The sequence below is a fragment of the Nocardia sp. XZ_19_369 genome, from assembly GCF_015355715.1.
In the GTDB taxonomy this organism is placed as follows: Bacteria; Actinomycetota; Actinomycetes; order Mycobacteriales; family Mycobacteriaceae; genus Nocardia.
This window is the reverse complement of record NZ_JACVED010000009.1, coordinates 332,000-350,857: the sequence shown is the minus strand read 5'-3', so window position 1 is coordinate 350,857 and position 18,858 is coordinate 332,000. Positions and strand designations below refer to the sequence as shown.

Below are 18,858 nucleotides of genomic sequence, written 5' to 3'. Positions count from 1 at the left end.
CACAAGTAGTCCCGGCAACGAGTCTAGCGGTCGGCCCGGCTTGTAGCGTCGAGGAATTGAAACGGTGACGATGCGAGCAGATCGGGATAATGGGCGAAGAGCGGGAAGGCACCCCTGACAAGAAGGATGGCATCAAACCGTCGCAGGTCACTGCGGCAGCTTTGGCTGCGGTCACTGCGGCTTTTCTGGGATCGACGCTGGGGGTGGCCGGCACCGTGGCGGGTGCCGGGATCGCGAGCGTGGTGTCCACGGTCGGCGGCGAACTGTACCTGCGCTCGATGCGCAAGACGAAGGAGGCGGCGCAGCGCACCAGGGAGGCGGCGCTGGCGCTGGCGGATCCCAGTATTCGGCAGCAGGCCGGGCCGGTTCAGCGACCGCGGCAGGTGTCTGGACAACGGACGGACAACTACCATCCGCCCACGCAGGCGTGGACGGGCCGTAGAAACGACATGCGGCCAGGTGCCGGGTATCAAACCCCGAGAGAGCAGCGGCAGCCCGCGAACAACAGGGTGCCAGGAGTGGGCGCTGGGCGGTCCGTCGGCGAGGAACCCACTGTGGTCATTCCCCAGCTGAATCTCCGGTCTCCCGGTGCCGAATCCGGCGAAGAGCAGGTACGCCGCGGGTATCGCCTGCACTGGCCGCTGATCGTTGGCACCAGCGTGGTCGGGTTCCTCATCGCGATTCTGATGATCACCGGCTTCGAGGGTGTCACCGGGAAATCGATCTCGGGCGACGAAGTCACCACCGTGGGCCACTTGTGGAGTGGCGGCGGTGACCAGCCCGACAAGCCCTCGCCGAGCGGAGACGACGAGACGGTGCAGCCCAGTGAGAGCCGGGTGCCGACTACCACGACGCCACACAACGGCACCGACGGAGGGAAGTCCACGACGAGCGGTCCGACGCCGTCGACGAGCGTGCCGAAGTCATCGTCACCGTCAACGAGTGCGCCGAAGGCGTCGGCACCGTCGACCAGCGTGCCGGAATCATCGAATCAATCGAGGACCCCGAGCCTTCCGTCGAGCAACAATGCCCCGGGCGGTAGGAACCAACGCTCCGGTTCGGATGGCGGCGACGGGGCACCTGGACCGACCAGCCGCTAGGCGCGCGTTGCGCAGCAACCAGACCGGAAGCTTATAGGTGCGTGCCAACGCAGCGTGCGAGCTACGTCAGCCGATCTTGTGCCCGCAGGTCCATTGGATCGTCCCGAGGCGTCGAGTGGTTACGTCACCGAGTCCGAAACCCCGGACACTGTCGGCGATTTCGGTGTCAGCGAAGATGCGTGCGCCGCCGACGCCTGGTACGTAGCGTCCGATCAGTTCGAGCGGACCGGCACCCACGGTCGGCACCAGCACCGCGAGATGACCGCCGGGTCGTAAGACACGGATCATCTCGGCCAGGGCCTTCTCCGGGTCCGGGATGAGCTGTAGTCCTGCTATGCAGGTCACCGCGTCGATGGTGTTGTCCCGCAACGGGAGTCGCTGGGCATCGGCGCGCAGGAACACGGTGTTGTCGGCGGGGTGCTGACGGGCGGCGCGGGCGAGCATCGACTCGGCGATGTCGATGCCGATCGAGAGCCCATCCGGACCAACCGTATTGGCGAGTGACGCGGTGATTTCTCCTGGGCCGCACGCGATGTCAAGCACGGTCTGGCCAGGCCGCAGGTGCAGTCGTTCGTCGGGGGATTGCAGGAAGCCGACGACGCGCCGGGCGGCCGTGGATACGTGGTCGAACAACAACGCACCGATGCGCGAGCTCCACAGCGACTGCACGACGCCGTTGTTGACTTGCCCGTCGGCGCCAGGTTGCGAGCCGAGTTGGTCGAGGTAGCCGTTCGGGGTGGCCGGAGCCGGCGGCGGGTCGGTGAGTAGCGGGAGAACTCGTTGCACGGCAGGCGAAATGGTGACGCTCATGCGGTCATCTCCTGTGATAGGACTGCGGATCGTTGCCGGTTCAACTGGACACTAAGCCCGGACTGCGCGCGGCGTCCAAGACCTGTTGCGCCATAACCTCATTCGTCGTCAAGCATGAAACGAGGCAGCCGAAACCGGTTCCGGCAAAGACTCGGCTGGTCTTGACCTGACCGGGCGCGCATTCAGGCGACCATGATCAGCGGTCGGCCGGACTACCGGCGAACATCCGGAATCAGCAATGCGTTGAGCTGACGATTTGCCACCTCGACCCGCACCGCGCACCTGTTGATGGCGGCGCAATAGCTGGAGTGGTGGACGCTCTCGACGCTGGATCGGTGCCCTGGACTTTTGCCGCGTGGCGGTGCCATCCTGTCCGAGAGGGGCTGCGTACAGGCTCATTCGGGCGCTGGATCACCTCTCGATACAGAGGGGAATCTCATGAAGTATCGGACCGCGAAAATCGTGCTCGCCGCGACGCTGACGACCGTCGGGTTGTCGATTTCGATGGCGTCGCCCGCGTCCGCGGCTCCCCCTGGCTGCAGCGCCTCCCAGTCGGGCAACGGGGCGACGGCCTACTGCTATACGTCTGCTTCAGGCACCCAGTTCAGGGCAGTGGCCCGCTGCCGGTATCTCACCCCTTCTGGCAGCTTCGACTACGAAAACTTCTTCGGCCCTTGGCGGGTCCAGGGTAATCCCCAATCCTCTTATGCTCCTTGCGGCGCAGGGTGGAACTTCGTTGAGCCCAACGCCCGAACGAAATGACATTCGCTCCGCACCCTTGATCGTTGCTGTCGCCACCGCGTGCGCGGTGACTCCCCAGCGAAGCCTGCCGTGTGAGTTGCTCAAAACCTGCACCAGAAGACGAGCCCTGCCAATACGCCTAGGCTCGCTGTACAACCCCCGACCGCAGCCGGTGTTGCAACGTTTGTGTTCCCGCTGATGACGACGGTGTGATCGCCGCCGAGTGGGCGGTTACCGTTGTCACGAAAGCCGCTGAGAAGCTCTGGTTCGGCGCGCGCCGATTTGGTTATCTACAGCATCGTCGTTTCGGCAATCCGGCCGCTACCAACACTATTGGCTGTCTTACAATCTCGCTGGATGGGGGATGTTTCCCACCGCTGGCCAGTCGGGAGACTTTGCATCCGGTAGTTGCGGAAGCCATGGGGTGTTTGCCCCTTCCCCATCCGCAATCACTATCAACGCCTTGACCATGCTCGGGCCCAACTGTCCCGGCGATGCCGTCGACAAGTTCCTGAAGCGCGAAGTACTGGGAGCAGATGCCGACGTCGTCCGTCTGGACGCAACCGGCCACGAACCGCCGCAGTGCCGGCGCCACCTGTTGCGACTGAGTAGGCGCGCTCTTGGACTGGCCAAGGTAGGCAGGCTCGGTTGATCAACCGAGCGTTATGCCGGGCGCGGCTTAGACCCGTCACCGCGGCCACGGCCGTCCTTCCTTCTCTGCCGAGCAGGACGGCGGCGACAGGAGTCTTCGTTCGAATCGGTTCGAGCCGCGCATACGGGTACTGAGGTGGAGTTGGTCCGGCTGCGGAGAAATAGGTATATGAGCTGCAGTTTTCCCCGGTTCGGAAGAGGGGGTCCCTCCTGGCGGTGGTATTGGCACGGAGGAAGCCCAAAATTCCCAGCTGGATACCGCACTCCGTCCGAAGCACACCTGACTGGGAGTCAGGTGGGTTTGCTGCGGCGAAGATACTGGTCATGGGCGCTCGGATTGCCATCCTAAATGGAGAACCTGGCCACGAAACAGATCGAGGTCAGAGTGGAAAACCACTCTGACCTCGTAGTCTGTCGGGCTGACAGGATTTGAACCTGCGACCACCTGACCCCCAGTCAGGTGCGCTACCAAGCTGCGCCACAGCCCGTTCCGCGCCCATTGCTGGGCGCTCGAAGAGATTACCTCAGGTACCCCCGGGGTAGCGAATCGCCTGGTGAGCGGCGTGGCGGCGGGGGTGGGCAGGGGCTGAAAGCTGGTCGGGCGCAGGGGGTGTGACGGGAGAGGGGTGGGGGGACGGATTGGCGGCGAGCAGTGGGGGCATTACGCACAGTACGAATGGGCCGTGCGGTGTCGGCGGACCGGAAGGAGAGGGAGGGTATGAGTCGGGAGCGGCGGCTGGTCGAGGCGTTTGTGCAGTTGGCGGACTCGCTGGTGGAGGAATATGACCCGGTGGACGTGGTGCAGGAGCTGCTGGATCGGGCTGTTGACCTGCTACCGGTGGATACCGCGGCCGTGCTGTTGGCGGGGGAAGCTGGGGAGCTGAAGGTGCTGGCTTCGACCAGCGAGGCGACGCGGTGGCTGGAGTTGTTGCAGATCCAGGCGCAGGACGGGCCGTGTGTGCAGTCGTATCGCGACAGCGAGCAGGTCATTGTCGAGGACCTGGAGGAGGCGCGCGACCGGTGGCCCGCGTTCGCGAAACAGGCTCTGCTGGAGGGTTTTCGGTCGGTGTACGCTTTGCCGTTGCGGTTGCGTGCGGACCGGGTGGGGGCGCTGAATCTGTTCAGCACCGGCGAGGGGCACATGACGGAGGACGATCTGCTGGTGGGGCAGGCGCTGGCGGATATCGCGAGTATCGCGATTTTGCAGGCTCGGCTGCTGGCGGGCCACAAGACGGTCAACGGGCAGTTGCAGTCGGCGCTGCAGAGCCGGGTGGTGATAGAGCAGGCGAAGGGGATACTGGCCGCGCACGGCGACCTCGATCCGGAGACCGCGTTCGACGCGTTGCGCGGCTATGCCCGCAATACTCGCGGCCGGCTACCGGATCTTGCGCGCGCCGTGGTCGACCGCACTATCGACGTGAGCAAGATCCTGGACCGCCGGCCCTGAGTTCACAGCCGTTCGTGCACGGTGAGCAGCAGGTGGTCGAAGCGGGTGCGCAGCTCGACCATCTGCCCGTCGAGCGTGCTGACCTCGGAGACGAGCTGGGTGGCGAGGGTGCGCAGCTTGGTGCCGGTCTCCTGGGAACGCCAGGTGAGCACCCGGAACGCCTGGTCGGCGGTGATGCCGTAGATGAGCATCAGGACGCCTTTGGCCTGTTCGATCGCGGCCCGCGCGGTGTAGAGCTCGGGGAGCGCGCCGTTGAGGGTCTGCCTGCGGTCTTCTTCGAGTGTGTTGGTGATGTCGATGTAGTACCCGGAGGTGCCGATCACGTCGCCGTCGTCGTCGACCATGTCGTCGCCGACGACGAGGACGTGGTGCACGCTGCCTTTGGTGTCGATGATGCGGTGTCTGCTGCAGAACGGTTCACCGGTTTCGAGGGTGCGGGCGATGGTGTTCGCCACCTGTTCGCGGTCCTCGGGGTGCTTGTGTGACAGCAGCAGTTCGGTGGACGGGCGCACCGCACCCGGTTCGTAGCCATGGATGAGCGCGACCTCGTCGGACCATTCCCACTGCTGGTCGGCGAGCCAGAAACGGAACGTCCCGGCATTTTGTGCACTGCCCGCGCCCAGCACTTCCTCGACCGGCCGCACAGTCTCGGGCCCGATGACACCGGCGTCGCCCACTATCGCGGCCGGACCCCCGACTGGAATGCCGCCGCCCTGCGGTGTGACTTCCGGAACATCAACAGACTGATCCAACAACCTGCCCCTCTCCACCTCGACCGATATCAGTACTAGAAACGGTCGGCTGACGGGGGCTGGGGCAGCGCGTTCCGGTCGATCAGATTACCCCGGCACACCGACAGCTCGTCGGGAAGGCGCACTGAGTTGGCGCGAGGTCCAGCAAATGTGTCGTGACCTAGGGATAGTGGTGCGGCGAGTCGTTCGGGGCCGCCAGTGCGGTGCCGAGATCGGTTGCGGCACAGAGGCTCTCGATCAAACACGCCGGGCGACAGTCAGCACATCGGGCACCAGCGTGTCCGGAAGGGGCCTGCGAACCGGTCGCTGCTCGGTGACCCGGAAGCCCGAGTTTTCCACCAGCAGCCGCATCTCCGCGGGCGAGGGGAAGTACGCGACGTGCTGAATCGGCTGCGGCTGCAACAATCGGGCGAAGCGGCTGCGCGGATTGTTGAGGACGATCGCGAGGAGTCCGTCGTCTGCGAGGATCCGGTGGAACTCCGCGAGCGCTGCCGCATGGTCGAAGAAGTGGAAGGCGTGGGTGGAGACGACGGCGTCGACCGCCCCGTCGGGCAGGCCGAGGTCCTCGGCCCGCCGATTGATCCAATTCACCTCGGGGGAGCGGGCTTTCGCCTGCCGGAGCATGCCGACGGAGGCGTCGCAGCCGTACACCACCTCGGGCGCCAGCTCCTGCTGGATGCGCGAGGCGAGAATGCCGGTGCCGCAACCGACATCGGCGATCCGGCGGATCCCGGCCCGGCGCAGCTGGTCGATGATCTCGTCCTGCGGGGGCTGGTAGGCGACTCGCTGCACGAGGGGAGTGTTGTAGACCCGGGCAAGTCGATTCCAGCCGGACGTGACGACGCTGTTGAGGGCCCGAGTCGGAGCGTGCGGCATGGGGGTCCCTTCTGGGTAACTGGCTCGACCCTAAATTGTCTGAGACAATTTAGGAAGCCTTGGTCGAACTGCCCGACGCGGCGGTGGCACTCAACGGTTTTGCGATGTCCTCCAGCGAACGACCCTCCGCCCGTACGCCATAAGCCAGCTCGACCAACCCGGCGGCGAACATCGCGGTGGCGCCGATGGCGAAGGCGAGCGCGGTCTTGCCGGGATCACCCTCGGCGGCCAGCTTGGAGAACACCAGTGGCCCGGCCACGCCACCCGCGACGGTGCCGATCGCGTAGAAGAACGCGATGGCCATGGCCCGCGTCTCCATCGGAAAGATCTCGCTCACAGTCAGATACGCCGCGCTGGCGCCGCAGGACGCGACGAACAGCACCGCTGTCCAGCAGGCGGTCAACGTCACCGCCGACAACACGCCGGCCTGGAAAAGCCATGCGGTGCCGAACAAGAGAACCGCCGAGCCGAGGTAGCAGCCCGCGATCATCGGCTTGCGTCCGATCGTGTCGAACAGCCGGCCGAGCAGCAGCGGACCGAGGAAGTTGCCGAAGCAGATCACGGCGAAGTAGTAGCCGACCCGATCGTCGGCCACATGAAACGACTTCGACAGGATGAGTGCGTAATTGAAGGTGATGGCGTTGTACAGGAACGCCTGCCCGATGAACAGCGCGAGCCCGAGCACGCTGCGCCGCGGATAGTGCCGCACCATCACCGCGGCGATCTCACGGAAGCTGATGGTGCGCCGCTGGTGGATCTCGATGCGCTGATCCGACACGTCTTCGAGCTCGCGACCGGTGTCGGCACGGACCTGCTTTTCGATGTCGACGACGGTCCGCTCGGCCGCGTCCTCCCGCTCGTGGATGAACATCCAGCGCGGACTCTCCGGTACGTGACGGCGCACCACCAGAATGACCAGCCCGAAGACCGCGCCCAGCGCAAAGGTCAAGCGCCAGCCGATGTTTGCCGGGAACAGGTTGGTGTTCAACGCGACGACGGACAGTAGTGAGCCGCCGACGGCGCCGAGCCAGAACGTCCCGTTGATCACGATGTCGATGCGCCCGCGATATTTGCGCGGTATGAGCTCGTCGATCGCGGAGTTGATCGCCGCGTATTCGCCGCCGATGCCGAATCCGGTGAGGAAGCGGAACAGGATGAACCACCACACCGAAAACGACACTGCGGTAAGCGCTGTCGCGATGAGATACACGGCGAGGGTGATCAAGAACAGCTTCTTGCGGCCGAATCTGTCGGTGAGCCAACCGAAGAACAGCGCGCCGCAGCCCGCGCCCGCGACGTACATGGCCGCCGCGAGACCGGAAACCTGTGCGGCCGTGATGTTCAGGCCGCTCCCGGGCTCGGACAATCGGCTCGCCACGCTGCCGACGACGGTGACCTCCAAGCCGTCCAGGATCCAGACGGACCCGAGCCCGATCACCACCATCCAGTGCCAGCGCGACCACGGCAAACGATCGAGTCGCGCCGGAATGTCGGTCGAAATCGTCTTCACAGGCCACCCCTCTTCGGTCGATGCGGACCGTTTACCCGGCGAAGAGGCGACTATTCACTCGCGTGTGCGGCCGGCGTTGCTCCAGGTCAGAGGGTTTTGCACCCGCAGGCGGGCGGATCGTCACGGGATTGAGCTACCCTGCGCAGAAGTGAAACCTGTTACAGAAAGCGGCTGCGCGATGAAGGTGATGTTCGCACTCTGGGACGCAGGCGATCTCCTCGCCGACGAACTGACCGCACGGCTGAGCGCCGCTGGAACCACTGCGCTACAGGTGAACATCGCCGATGCCGAGGTCGCGAACGCCATGCTCCGGCTGACCACCTTCGACGAGCCGGTAACCGCGGTGGTCAGCGCATGGATAACTGAACCGCGCGAAACCGCAGCCGTCACAACAGTTCTCGCTGAGGTCGCGAAGCGGGCCGCCGGCTGGCACGTCGAGGAAGCACGCCCGATCGAGCCTCCCATGGTCCCGCTCGGGCGGCGAACGCCGGGCCTGGCCAACCTCGCGTTTCTCCGACGACCGGGCACCCTCCCGCACGCCGAATGGCTGCATCGCTGGCGCGACAAGCACACCGAGGTCGCCATCACCACCCAGGCGACCTTCGGCTACGTGCAGAATCTCGTGCTCGACCGCGTCACGAACGACGCCCCCGACATCGCCGCCATCGTCGAGGAACTCTTCCCCATCGAAGCGCTCACCGACCCGCACGCGTTCTACGGCAGTGCCGGTGACAACGCCGAACTGACGCGCCGAATCGGCCGAATGATGAAGAGCGTGGCCACCTTCGGCGCCGACCGCGACATCGACGTCGTACCGACCAGCCGCTACCTGCTGCGCTGAGCGGGCCCAGTCGCATTGCCCTGCGCGGCCGCATTGCCCTGTGTGGCAGCACTACCCAGCGCCACCGAAGCGCGCAGCGCCGAGCGCGCGGCCCGAACAGCCGGATGCTCCCCGGTACCCCGCCGATACGCCAGCAACGTCCGCCGCCGCGTCGCCAACGGTGTCAGCGTGACCTCCGCCGGGCACGTCAACGCCCCGAGCTCCGGCACCAACGCCACCCCCTGCCCCGCCGCGACCAGCGCGAGCACAGTGCCGAAATCATCGGCGTGATGCCGCACGTGCGGCGTGAATCCCACTGCCTGACAGGCCCGCACGGTCATCGTGTGACACAACGTGTCGGGAGTGCCTGCGATCCAGGAGGTTTCGCGATGCGCGCTCAGCGAGGCGTCGGACAACGCTGCCAGATAGATGGTTTCCTCGAGCAGCGGCTCGGTATCGAGCGCCGAATCCGGCTCGACGGGCACATAGTCGTATTCCTGCACCAGCGCGACGTCCAGTGTCTCGGCCCGCAACGCGGCGGGCGCGGTCGCCGGGTCCAGTTCGGTGACCATCAGTTCCAGTCCGGGATGATCGCGGCTCAACGCGACGAGCGCGGGGGACAGGATCGTCCGGACGGCCGTCGGAAAGGCGCCGATCCGCAACGTGCCGGTGAGTTCGGCACGGCTGGTGGCCAAGTCGGCGGCGGCCTGTTCGAGCACCGCGAGGATCGTCTCCGCGTGCTCGACGAGCGTCCGCGCGGCGGGGGTCAGCGTCACCCGCCGCCCGGTCCGCTCCAGCAGCGGCACACCGGCTTCCCGTTCGAGCGCGCTGAGCTGCTGGGAGACGGCAGAGGGCGTGTAGGCGAGCGCGTCGGCGACCGCCGCGATGGTCTCGCGATGCGCCAGCTCACGCAGCAGCCGCAACTTCCGAATATCGAGCATCAGTTCACCTTATGCTCGAATGTAGAAACGTGAACTAGACCTGAAGGTTCAACGAGGTCACGCTGGTATGCATGACGCTCGCAGGCCTCTTCGTCCCCCTGGTCACCCCGTTCACCGCGGACGGCGCGCTAGCGGCCGATGCACTGGCGGGCCTGGCACATTCGGCGCTCGCCGACGGCGCGACCGGTTTGGTCGCCCTCGGCACCACCGCGGAAACCGCGACCCTGAACGCCGCCGAGCGCCAACTCGTCGTCGAGATCTGCGCCCGCGCGTGCCGAGAACACAACGCCCCCTTGATCGTCGGCGCCGGATCCAACTGCACCGCCGACTCGATCGACGCACTCGCCGGCCTCAGTGCAGAGATCACCGCCGCGCTCACCGTCGTCCCGTACTACACCCGCCCCTCCGAAGCCGGTGTGCTCGCCCACTTCCGCGCCCTCGCCGCCACCAGCCCGGTCCCGTTGGTCGTCTACAACATTCCGTACCGCACCGGCCGCACCCTCGGCGCCGACACCTTGCGCGAGCTCGCCGCGGAGCCGAACATCATCGGCGTCAAGCACGCAGTCGGCGCCATCGACGACACCACCATCGAGCTGATGCGCACGCGCCCAGCCGATTTCGCCGTCCTCGCCGGTGACGACCTGTACGCCGCACCGCTGCTCGCCCTCGGCGCGACCGGTGGCATCCTCGCCTCCGCGACTCTCGCCACCGCCTCGTTCGCCGCCCTGGTGACCGCCTGGCGGGATGGTCCGATCGACGAGGCCCGCGCCCTCAGTCACCGCCTCGCCGCACTGTCCGCAGCCCTCTTCGCCGAACCCAACCCTGCTGTCATCAAGGCGGTCCTGGCTGCCGAGGGGCGCATCCCGAGCCCGGCGGTCCGCCTGCCGCTGCTCCCCGCGAGCGCCGCCGCGACGGCGGCCGCCCGCGCCGCGCTGGAATTTTGTTCTGCCGAATCCACTCAGAAAGTGCTGGTGTAGGAGGCGAAGAGATGGAACGCTGAAGCGGTGACTCAACCTCCGGATACTCAGGCGACGGGGCCTGATCCGACCGCCGACAAACTGGACGCGGCGGTCTTCAAGGTGGCAGGCGTGGTCGTGCTCGGCGCGATCATGTCGATCCTCGACATCACCGTCGTCAACATCGCGCTGCCCACGTTCCAAGCCGAGTTCGGGACGAGCTACGCCATCGCGGCGTGGACGATCACCGGCTATACATTGGCGCTGGCCACCGTCATTCCGCTGACCGGCTGGGCGGCAGATCGGTTCGGCACGAAACGCCTCTACATGGCGGCGCTGACGTTCTTCGTCCTCGGCTCGGTGCTGTGCGCCACCGCGTGGAACATCGAGTCGCTCATCGCGTTCCGGGTGATCCAGGGCATCGGCGGCGGCATGCTGATGCCGCTCGGCATGACGATCATGACCCACGCGGCGGGCCCGCAGCGGGTCGGCCGGGTGATGGCGGTGCTCGGTGTACCGATGCTGCTCGGTCCGATCTGCGGACCGATCCTCGGTGGCTGGCTGATCGAATTCCATTGGCAGTGGATCTTCCTGATCAACGTGCCGATCGGCATCATCTCGCTGGTCTTGGCGCAGATGGTGTTCCCGGCGGACAAGCCGGAGCCGTCGGAGTCGTTCGACTTCCTCGGCATGCTGCTCGCCTCGCCCGGTCTCGCGCTGTTCCTGTTCGGCGTCTCGTCCATTCCCGGTGAGGGAACGGTGCTGGCGACGAAGGTGCTGCTGCCCGCGATCATCGGCTTGGTTCTCATGGTGGCGTTCGTTTTCCACGCGCTGCGCACCGAGCATCCGCTGATCGATCTGCACCTGTTCCGCAACCGCGCGCTGACCTTCGCGGTGCTCACCATGGTGTTGTTCGCCATCGCGTTCTTCGGCGGGGCATTGCTGCTGCCGACCTACCTGCAGCAGATCCGCGGCGAATCGGCGCTGATGGCCGGCTTGCTGCTGATCCCACAGGGTTTGGGCGCGATGATCACCATGCCGGTCGCCGGACGGCTGGTCGACAAGATCGGGCCGGGCAAGATCGTGCTGGTCGGCATCACGCTGATCGCGTTCAGCACGGTGTTCTTCACCAAGCTCGGCGTGGATACCTCGTACCCGCTCATGCTCGGCGCGCTGTTCGTGATGGGTCTGGGCATGGGCTGCACGATGATGCCGATCATGACCGCGGCGATCCAGACGCTGAGCCATCAGCAAGTCGCCCGCGGCTCGACCTTGATGAACATCGTGAACCAGACCGCGGGTTCGATCGGCACCGCGGTGATCTCGGTGGTGCTGACCAACTTCCTGAACAAGGAGGAGTTCGCCAAGCCGGCGATCGCGGCCAACGCCAACCCGGAGTTCGCGAGCAAGCTGCCGCCAGGCGTGCTGGAGACCGGATTGAGCCAGGCCGCAACGGCATTCAGCCACACCTACATCGTGGCGCTGGTACTGACCGTCCTCACGTTGGTGCCGGCGTTCTTCCTGCCGCGGACCAAGCCGAAGAATCCGGAGGCGGTCGACGCGATCGCCACGGTGCACGTCTGACAGCCGCACCCTTTCTGGTTTCCCGCACACCGACTCGCCGCACTGACACGCGTGCGGATGCCACAGCGTGTGCGGGTGTGGCGACCGGGATCGAGTCGCGATACACATCGCGGCTCGATCCCGGTGTTCGCGGGCGGGGTATCAGCCGGGCAGATCCTCGATGGTCGCCGCTTCGTTCCTGGACAAATTGATGCCCAGGTTCGCCGCGGCGCGCTCCAGATCCTCGTCGTCGCCGTCGCGCATCTCGATCGCCATACCGTCCGAGGACAGCACTTCGACGTTGAGGCACAGCGACTGGAGTTCCTTGAGGAGCACCTTGAAGGACTCCGGAATGCCCGGCTCCGGAATGTTCTCGCCCTTGACGATCGCCTCGTAAACCTTGACCCGGCCCACGATGTCGTCGGACTTGATCGTCAGCAGTTCCTGCAGCGTGTAAGCCGCGCCGTAGGCCTGCATGGCCCAGCACTCCATTTCGCCGAAGCGCTGACCACCGAACTGCGCCTTACCACCGAGCGGCTGCTGGGTGATCATCGAGTACGGGCCGGTCGAACGGGCGTGGATCTTGTCGTCGACCAGGTGGTGCAGTTTCAGGATGTACATGTAGCCGACGGCCACCGGGTACGGGAACGGCTCGCCGGAGCGGCCGTCGAGCAGGGTGGTCTTGCCGTCCGGACCGACCATCACCTCGCCGTCGCGATTGGGCAGCGTCGAGCCGAGTAGTCCGGTGAGTTCCTCGTCGCGAGCGCCGTCGAATACGGGTGTGGCCAGATTGCTGTTCGCGGGTGCGGCGAGCAGTTCTTCGGGCAATGTCTCGGCCCAGTCTGGTGCACCTTTGACCTCCCAACCGGTTTTGCCGATCCAGCCGAGGTGGGTCTCCAGGATCTGGCCGATGTTCATCCGGCGCGGCACACCGTGGGTGTTGAGGATGATGTCGACGGGCGTGCCGTCGGTCATGAACGGCATGTCCTCGGTCGGCAGGATCTTGCCGATAACGCCCTTGTTGCCGTGGCGACCTGCGAGCTTGTCGCCGTCCTGGATCTTGCGCTTCTGCGCCACATAGACGCGCACCAGCTCATTCACGCCCGGCGGCAGGTCATCGTCATCGTCGCGCGAAAAGACCCGGATACCAATGACTTTCCCGGATTGACCGTGCGGCATCTTCAGTGAGGTGTCGCGCACCTCGCGCGCCTTCTCGCCGAAGATGGCGCGCAGCAACCGTTCCTCGGGGGTCAGCTCGGTCTCACCCTTCGGGGTGACCTTGCCGACGAGGATGTCGCCGTCGCGCACCTCCGCGCCGATCCGGATGATGCCGCGCTCGTCGAGGTCGGCGAGCACGTCGTCGGAGATGTTCGGGATATCGCGGGTGATCTCCTCGGCGCCCAATTTCGTGTCGCGAGCATCGACTTCGTGTTCTTCGATGTGGATCGAGGTGAGTACGTCCTCCTCGACCAGGCGCTGCGACAGGATGATCGCGTCCTCGTAGTTGTGGCCTTCCCACGGCATGATCGCGACGAGCAGGTTCTTGCCCAGCGCCATCTCACCGTTCTCGGTGCACGGACCGTCGGCAAGGACTTGTCCCGCTTCGACTCTCGCGCCCTCGTCGACGATCGGGCGCTGGTTCACGCAGTTGCCCTGATTCGACCGGTCGAATTTGCGCAGGCGATAACTCTTCCGGGTGCCGTCGTCGGCCATCACCGTGAGGTAGTCGGCCGAAACCTCCTCCACCACACCGGCTTTCTCGTTGACGACCATATCGCCGGAGTCGATGGCCGCGCGTAGCTCCATGCCGGTGCCCACCAGCGGGGCCTCGGATCGGATGAGCGGCACCGCCTGCTTCTGCATGTTGGCGCCCATCAGCGCGCGGTTGGCGTCGTCGTGTTCGAGGAAGGGGATCATCGCCGTCGCGACCGAAACCATTTGGCGCGGTGAGACATCCATGTAGTCGACCTCGGCAGGGGAGACGAACTCGACTTCGTCGCCGAAGCGCCGGGCGAGGACCTTCTGCTCGACCAGTCGCCCCTGCGCGTCGACCGGCGAGTTGGCCTGGGCGCGGATATACCGTTCCTCTTCATCGGCGGTCAGGTAGACCACTTCGTCGGTGGCTCGCCCCTCGACCACCTTGCGGTACGGCGTCTCGATGAAGCCGAACGGGTTGACCCGCGCGAACACCGAGAGATAGCCGATGAGGCCGATGGTGGGGCCTTCCGGCGTTTCGATCGGGCACATGCGGCCGTAGTGGCTGAAGTGGATATCGCGGACTTCGATGCTGGCCCGTTCCCGCGAGAGACCACCCGGGCCCAGCGCCGTGAGGCGGCGCTTCTGGGTGAGCCCCGACAGCGGGTTGTTCTGGTCCATGAACTGCGACATCTGGGAGGTGCCGAAGAACTCTTTGATCGCCGCGCTCACGGGGCGGATATTGATCAGGGTCTGCGGGGTGATCGCCTCGATGTCCTGGGTCGTCATCCGTTCGCGGACAACGCGTTCCATGCGGGACAGGCCGAGCCGGACCTGGTTCTGGATCAGCTCGCCGACCGTGCGCAGGCGGCGGTTGCCGAAGTGGTCGATGTCGTCGACGGTGATCGGAAGTTCTACGCCGTCGGGCGAGTTCATGGTCTTGTCGCCGCGGTGCAGGCGGGCCAGGTACTCGATGATGGTGACGAGATCTGTTTCGGTCAGCGTCATCTGGTCGATGTGCAGGCCGAGCTTCTTGTTGACCTTGTAGCGGCCGACGCGGGCCAGGTCGTAGCGCTTCTCCTTGAAGAACAGGTTCTCCAGCAGGTGCTGCGCGGACTCCTTGGTCGGCGGTTCGCCGGGCCGCAGCTTGCGGTAGATGTCGAGCAGCGCTTCGTCGGTGCCCGTCGTGTGGTCTTTCGCCAGCGTCGACATCATGATTTCGGAAAACCCGAAGCGCTCGGCGATCTGCTCCACGGTCCAGCCGAAAGCCTTGAGCAGCACGGTGACCGGTTGGCGACGCTTGCGGTCGATGCGCACGCCGATCGTGTCGCGCTTGTCGATGTCGAACTCCAGCCACGCGCCGCGCGACGGAATGACCCGGGCGCTGTGCAGGTCCTTCTCGGTGGTCTTGTCGACCGAATGGTCGAAGTAGACGCCCGGCGAACGAACCAACTGCGAAACGACGACGCGCTCGGTGCCGTTGATGATGAACGTGCCCTTGTCGGTCATCATCGGGAAATCTCCCATGAAGACCGTCTGGCTCTTGATCTCACCGGTGTTGTTGTTGATGAACTCCGCGGTGACGAACAACGGCGCCGCGTAGGTCATGTCCTTGTCTTTGCACTCGTCAGCGGAGGCCTTGACCTCTTCGAACCGAGGGTCCGACAGCGACAGCGACATCGTGCCTGCGAAATCCTCGATCGGCGAGAGCTCGGCGAGCACCTCCTCGAGGCCGCCTGCGGAGCTGTCCTGGCCGCGGCCGGCGGCGCGGGCACGCCACTGCGGCGCGCCGATCAGCCATTGCAATGAATCGAATTGGGGGTCGAGCAGCCCCGGAACGTCGAGCGGCTCACGAATTCTGGCGAAAGACACCCGCTTCGGAGCGCCGGGGACACCGGCGATGACCTGGGCGTTGTGGGTGGCTTGGTGCGGGGAGACTGACACGGTGCGTCCTTCCACGACCTCATGCTGATTAATTGCGTGTGATCGCCTACCCGAACGGAACTCGCACACCATAGGAAGTGAGGACCACGTCATCGGTGGTGATCACAACGGATTGGTTCGTGGGGTCGGACAGGAGGCAGCCAGCGCAACGCATCAAATTACTCGCATATTCGCGGCAGCACAATAGGCATTCGACCATCGGGCACATGGGAGAGCCACTTCGAATGTTTTCCTCTGTGGGAATACTAACTCCGGGATGTTGTCCGCGTCAAGACTTTCGGCGAAATCAATGTCAGAAGTCGGGCCGGGGCAGGCGTTATGTGCCGACCTCGTCCAGGAAGTCCAGCACGAGCGGGCTTGCGATGGCACGGAATTCGTCGAAGTAGGCGTGCCGGGCGCCGGCGATCAACCGCATGCGAGCGTGCGGGATGCGCTCGGCGAGCAATGGTGCGTTCGCCGCCGGATTGAAGCGGTCCTCGGTGCCGTGCACGATCAGGGCGGGAGTTGCGATGTCCGGCAGTGCATCCCAGGCGTCGTGCCGGTTGCTGGCCATCAGGTGGCGGCGTTTGGCGTAGGCGGGCATGGTGGGATCGCCGACGGTGTTGTACGGACCGGTGGTGTGCGCGAGCCACTCCGGGGTGTACATCAGTTCCAGCAGTGCCTGATCGGCCGCGTCCCGGTCGGGTTGAATGAGCGACTGCCGAATCTCGGGACCGCGTTCGATGCCGTGTTTGCCGCCGGGGGAGGTGCAGCCGAGGACGAGGCCGTGCACCCGGTCGGGATGGCGGGCGGCCAGCCATTGCGCGACCCGGCCACCCATCGACGTGCCGTACACCGCGGCGCGTTCTACGCCCAGATCATCCAGCACCGCGACTACGTCGTCGGCGAAACCAGCTGTGCTGTAAGGCTCGTCGGGCTTGTCGCTGTCGCCGGTGCCGCGCCAGTCGAGAGTGACGGTGCGATACCGGGTTTCGAAATCTTCGCGGATCCCGTCCCACCAGTGATGGTTGTTGGCTTGCCCGGCGAGCAGGAGCAGCGGTGCGCCCTCGCCCGCGGTTTGATACGCGAGGCGAACTCCGTTGGCGGCCTTGGCATATGGCACAGTATCGGTCCTATCGCGTCGGTGGGTTGGTGGGGCGCATGCCGTCGAGGACCAGTTGCAGGCAGCGGCGCCACGCGGGTGTGCCGGTCGCCTCGCCGAGCAGCGACAGGGCCCACACCAGATGCACCACGTCGTCATCGGTCGCGTCGGCGCGCACCGCGCCCGCCTGCCTGGCCCGGTGCAGCTGCGTCGACAGGTGCGACATGCCGCGGTGGCAGGCCTCGGTCAGCTGGGCAGCGGCGGGATGGTTGCCGGTGAAGGCCTCGAGCAGCCCGCGGTCGGCGGTGAACTGATCCAGCAGCTCCTCGATGAAGCCGCTGAACGCCAGCCAAGCATCCGGTTCGGCCGCCGCACGCGCGGCGAAATCTTCCATCGCGGCGAGCCGGGCGGGCAGCAGTGCGTCGATGAGCGCGTCGCGGTGCGGGAAGTGGTTGTAGAGCGTGCCGATGCTGACACCCGCCCGGCGCGCGATCTCCTCCAGCGAACCGTCGAGGCCCTGCTCGGTGAACACACCGGCGGCCTCACGCAACAGCTTCTCGCGATTGCGGGCCGCGTCGCGGCGCAACGGTTTGGTCATGGTGACCATCCTACAAAAGTCGAGGGGCTCCTCGATTTCGTGCTAGGTTTTTAAATCGAGGGCTCCCTCAGTTTAGGAACAGGAGATCGTATGTTCAGCACACCCACGGCCGTGATCATCGGCGTCGGACCCGGACTCGGCATGTCCATGGCGCGGCGATTCGGCAGCGAGGGATTCCGGGTCGCACTGGTGTCGCGCAACGACGCGCGCCACGAGGGCTATCTGAAAGACCTTGCCGCGCAAGGTATCGACGCCACCGCACACGCGGCCGACGTCACCGACCGGGCCCGCCTGAAGTCGGTTGTCGCCGACGTAGCGAGCGATGGCGACATCGAACTCGCTTACTACGGACCGGCTCCGGCGCACCACCCCATTCCACTGACCGAAATCGACGCCGACACAGCGCGATCCGCGTTCGACTGGATCTGGCCGGCCGTCGACATGGTGCACGACGTGCTCCCGGCCATGCTGGCCCGCGGTTCCGGCGCGCTACTCTTCGCGGGCGGGCTCTCCAGCGTCCGGCCGATGCCCATGCTCGGCCACCTGGCGCTGCCCTCCGCCGCGCTGCGCAACTACGCCGTCACGCTGCATGCTGCTCTCGCCGACCGTGGGGTCTATGCGGGCACCCTCACCATCGGCGGTCTCATCGAACGCGGAGACATTCACAGCATGGTGACGGCCGATCCGGACCGCTACGGATCGCCCGACGGTCACACCCTCGATCCCGACCGGCTCGCCGACACGGCCTGGGATATGTACCGCAGCCGGGACCGGGCGGAGGAAGTGTTCGACGTGTTCAGCGGCTGAAGGTACCGCTCAGCCGTCGGTGAGGATCTTGGCGGCGGCTTCCAACCCCTCGGCGGTACCGACGACCACCAGCAGGTCGCCTGCGGCGAAGAGGAAGTCCGGGCCCGGTGAGGGGATGACCGCACCGCCCCGCATGATCGCCACGATGGAACACCGTGTCCGGCTGCGCATCTCGGAATCGCCGAGCGGGCGGCCGGCATAGGGGGAGTCGTCGAGAATCGACAACTGCCGGGTATTCACGCCGTCGAACTCGCGGTGCTCGTCCCGTAGCTGCGCGATCAGCTGCGGGGCGCCCAGTAAGTTGGCCAGCGCGGCCGCCTCCGACGCCGACAGCGGAATCTGGTCCGTGGCTTCCGGATTGTCGGCTTTGCTGACGATCAGATAGATCGTGCCGTCCTTGTGATCGATGACCCCGATCCGGCGGCGACCGCCCTTGACCGGAAAGTCCTTGCGCACACCGATACCCGGTAGGCGCGTCACTTCAACGTTCACCACACCAGCGTAACCGCGCCGGTCACGTGAGGTGTGGTCATGCTTATTCAACATAACCGATCGGTCGTTCGCGT

General features: G+C 65.6%; 15 protein-coding genes and 1 tRNA gene. 6 read left to right on the top strand and 10 right to left on the bottom strand.

Going from position 1 to position 18,858, the window contains the following annotated elements; translation table 11 throughout:
• The first annotated feature begins 89 nt into the window (after positions 1 to 89).
• On the top strand, positions 90 to 1,100 hold the full coding sequence (locus tag IBX18_RS42435; RefSeq protein ID WP_228542102.1) for a hypothetical protein: 1,011 nt from the start codon (positions 90 to 92) through the stop codon (positions 1,098 to 1,100).
• A gap of 66 nt (positions 1,101 to 1,166) precedes the next feature.
• Here the strand turns inward: IBX18_RS42435 and IBX18_RS32215 are convergent, their stop codons facing one another.
• Positions 1,167 to 1,910 carry a methyltransferase domain-containing protein gene (locus tag IBX18_RS32215; RefSeq protein ID WP_194837250.1) on the bottom strand — a complete coding sequence of 248 codons (744 nt, stop codon included), beginning with the start codon at positions 1,908 to 1,910 and terminating at the stop codon, positions 1,167 to 1,169.
• Positions 1,911 to 3,716: 1,806 nt separating this feature from the next.
• A tRNA-Pro gene (locus tag IBX18_RS32210) sits at positions 3,717 to 3,790 on the bottom strand.
• Positions 3,791 to 4,020: 230 nt separating this feature from the next.
• Between IBX18_RS32210 and IBX18_RS32205 the strand changes: the two genes are divergently transcribed.
• Positions 4,021 to 4,749 carry a GAF and ANTAR domain-containing protein gene (locus IBX18_RS32205; RefSeq protein ID WP_194837249.1) on the top strand — a complete coding sequence of 243 codons (729 nt, stop codon included), beginning with the start codon at positions 4,021 to 4,023 and terminating at the stop codon, positions 4,747 to 4,749.
• A 2-nt stretch (positions 4,750 to 4,751) separates the two neighbouring features.
• On the opposite strand, the gene IBX18_RS32200 is transcribed toward IBX18_RS32205, so the two are convergent.
• The 3 genes from IBX18_RS32200 to IBX18_RS32190 all read right to left on the bottom strand — a co-directional run bounded on the left by IBX18_RS32200 (position 4,752) and on the right by IBX18_RS32190 (position 7,887).
• Positions 4,752 to 5,501 carry a PAS and ANTAR domain-containing protein gene (locus IBX18_RS32200; protein WP_194837248.1) on the bottom strand — a complete coding sequence of 250 codons (750 nt, stop codon included), beginning with the start codon at positions 5,499 to 5,501 and terminating at the stop codon, positions 4,752 to 4,754.
• A gap of 237 nt (positions 5,502 to 5,738) precedes the next feature.
• The gene (locus IBX18_RS32195) at positions 5,739 to 6,377 is read right to left on the bottom strand and encodes a class I SAM-dependent methyltransferase (protein WP_194837247.1); all 639 of its coding nucleotides are present in this window, start codon (positions 6,375 to 6,377) and stop codon (positions 5,739 to 5,741) included.
• A 49-nt stretch (positions 6,378 to 6,426) separates the two neighbouring features.
• Positions 6,427 to 7,887, bottom strand: coding sequence for an MFS transporter (locus IBX18_RS32190; protein WP_194837246.1), 1,461 nt, complete (start codon positions 7,885 to 7,887; stop codon positions 6,427 to 6,429).
• Between IBX18_RS32190 and IBX18_RS32185 the strand changes: the two genes are divergently transcribed.
• Complete coding sequence (locus IBX18_RS32185) at positions 7,865 to 8,728, top strand: EthD domain-containing protein (protein ID WP_228542101.1); 864 nt, start codon at positions 7,865 to 7,867, stop codon at positions 8,726 to 8,728. The two genes, IBX18_RS32190 and IBX18_RS32185, sit on opposite strands and share 23 nt — an antisense overlap.
• On the opposite strand, the gene IBX18_RS32180 is transcribed toward IBX18_RS32185, so the two are convergent.
• Positions 8,713 to 9,648 carry a LysR family transcriptional regulator gene (locus tag IBX18_RS32180; RefSeq protein WP_194837245.1) on the bottom strand — a complete coding sequence of 312 codons (936 nt, stop codon included), beginning with the start codon at positions 9,646 to 9,648 and terminating at the stop codon, positions 8,713 to 8,715. The two genes, IBX18_RS32185 and IBX18_RS32180, sit on opposite strands and share 16 nt — an antisense overlap.
• Before the next feature lie 71 nt (positions 9,649 to 9,719).
• Between IBX18_RS32180 and dapA the strand changes: the two genes are divergently transcribed.
• Both dapA and IBX18_RS32170 read left to right on the top strand, forming a co-directional pair.
• Positions 9,720 to 10,625: a 4-hydroxy-tetrahydrodipicolinate synthase gene (dapA, locus tag IBX18_RS32175; RefSeq protein ID WP_194837244.1), complete on the top strand. Its 906-nt coding sequence runs from the start codon at positions 9,720 to 9,722 to the stop codon at positions 10,623 to 10,625.
• A gap of 27 nt (positions 10,626 to 10,652) precedes the next feature.
• Positions 10,653 to 12,188: a DHA2 family efflux MFS transporter permease subunit gene (locus tag IBX18_RS32170; protein WP_194837243.1), complete on the top strand. Its 1,536-nt coding sequence runs from the start codon at positions 10,653 to 10,655 to the stop codon at positions 12,186 to 12,188.
• 141 nt (positions 12,189 to 12,329) lie between these two features.
• On the opposite strand, the gene IBX18_RS32165 is transcribed toward IBX18_RS32170, so the two are convergent.
• The 3 genes from IBX18_RS32165 to IBX18_RS32155 all read right to left on the bottom strand — a co-directional run bounded on the left by IBX18_RS32165 (position 12,330) and on the right by IBX18_RS32155 (position 17,485).
• Positions 12,330 to 15,878, bottom strand: a complete 3,549-nt coding sequence (locus tag IBX18_RS32165; RefSeq protein WP_194837383.1) for a DNA-directed RNA polymerase subunit beta — start codon at positions 15,876 to 15,878, stop codon at positions 12,330 to 12,332.
• 244 nt (positions 15,879 to 16,122) lie between these two features.
• Complete coding sequence (locus tag IBX18_RS32160) at positions 16,123 to 16,908, bottom strand: alpha/beta fold hydrolase (RefSeq protein ID WP_194837399.1); 786 nt, start codon at positions 16,906 to 16,908, stop codon at positions 16,123 to 16,125.
• A 10-nt stretch (positions 16,909 to 16,918) separates the two neighbouring features.
• Complete coding sequence (locus tag IBX18_RS32155; RefSeq protein ID WP_194837242.1) at positions 16,919 to 17,485, bottom strand: TetR/AcrR family transcriptional regulator; 567 nt, start codon at positions 17,483 to 17,485, stop codon at positions 16,919 to 16,921.
• Between the two features lie 90 nt (positions 17,486 to 17,575).
• Between IBX18_RS32155 and IBX18_RS32150 the strand changes: the two genes are divergently transcribed.
• Positions 17,576 to 18,292 (top strand): SDR family NAD(P)-dependent oxidoreductase, encoded by a 717-nt coding sequence (locus tag IBX18_RS32150; protein WP_194837241.1) that lies wholly within the window; start codon positions 17,576 to 17,578, stop codon positions 18,290 to 18,292.
• A 9-nt stretch (positions 18,293 to 18,301) separates the two neighbouring features.
• Here IBX18_RS32150 and IBX18_RS32145 read toward each other — a convergent pair whose 3' ends face one another.
• A complete protein-coding gene (locus tag IBX18_RS32145) occupies positions 18,302 to 18,784 on the bottom strand; it encodes a TrkA C-terminal domain-containing protein (protein ID WP_306796511.1) in 483 nt (160 codons plus the stop codon).
• Between the last annotated feature and the right edge of the window lie 74 nt (positions 18,785 to 18,858).

What these genes read in the sequence shown, in the direction of transcription:
- IBX18_RS32185 (WP_228542101.1), top strand. Translation starts at nt 7,865, where the DNA reads ATGTCGGTCGAAATCGTCTTCACAGGCCACCCCTCTTCGGTCGATGCG.
- IBX18_RS32195 (WP_194837247.1), bottom strand. Translation starts at nt 6,377, where the DNA reads ATGCCGCACGCTCCGACTCGGGCCCTCAACAGCGTCGTCACGTCCGGC.
- IBX18_RS32150 (WP_194837241.1), top strand. Translation starts at nt 17,576, where the DNA reads ATGTTCAGCACACCCACGGCCGTGATCATCGGCGTCGGACCCGGACTC.
- IBX18_RS32180 (WP_194837245.1), bottom strand. Translation starts at nt 9,648, where the DNA reads ATGCTCGATATTCGGAAGTTGCGGCTGCTGCGTGAGCTGGCGCATCGC.
- IBX18_RS32215 (WP_194837250.1), bottom strand. Translation starts at nt 1,910, where the DNA reads ATGAGCGTCACCATTTCGCCTGCCGTGCAACGAGTTCTCCCGCTACTC.
- dapA (WP_194837244.1), top strand. Translation starts at nt 9,720, where the DNA reads ATGACGCTCGCAGGCCTCTTCGTCCCCCTGGTCACCCCGTTCACCGCG.
- IBX18_RS32165 (WP_194837383.1), bottom strand. Translation starts at nt 15,878, where the DNA reads ATGGTGTGCGAGTTCCGTTCGGGTAGGCGATCACACGCAATTAATCAG.
- IBX18_RS32155 (WP_194837242.1), bottom strand. Translation starts at nt 17,485, where the DNA reads ATGACCAAACCGTTGCGCCGCGACGCGGCCCGCAATCGCGAGAAGCTG.
- IBX18_RS42435 (WP_228542102.1), top strand. Translation starts at nt 90, where the DNA reads ATGGGCGAAGAGCGGGAAGGCACCCCTGACAAGAAGGATGGCATCAAA.
- IBX18_RS32205 (WP_194837249.1), top strand. Translation starts at nt 4,021, where the DNA reads ATGAGTCGGGAGCGGCGGCTGGTCGAGGCGTTTGTGCAGTTGGCGGAC.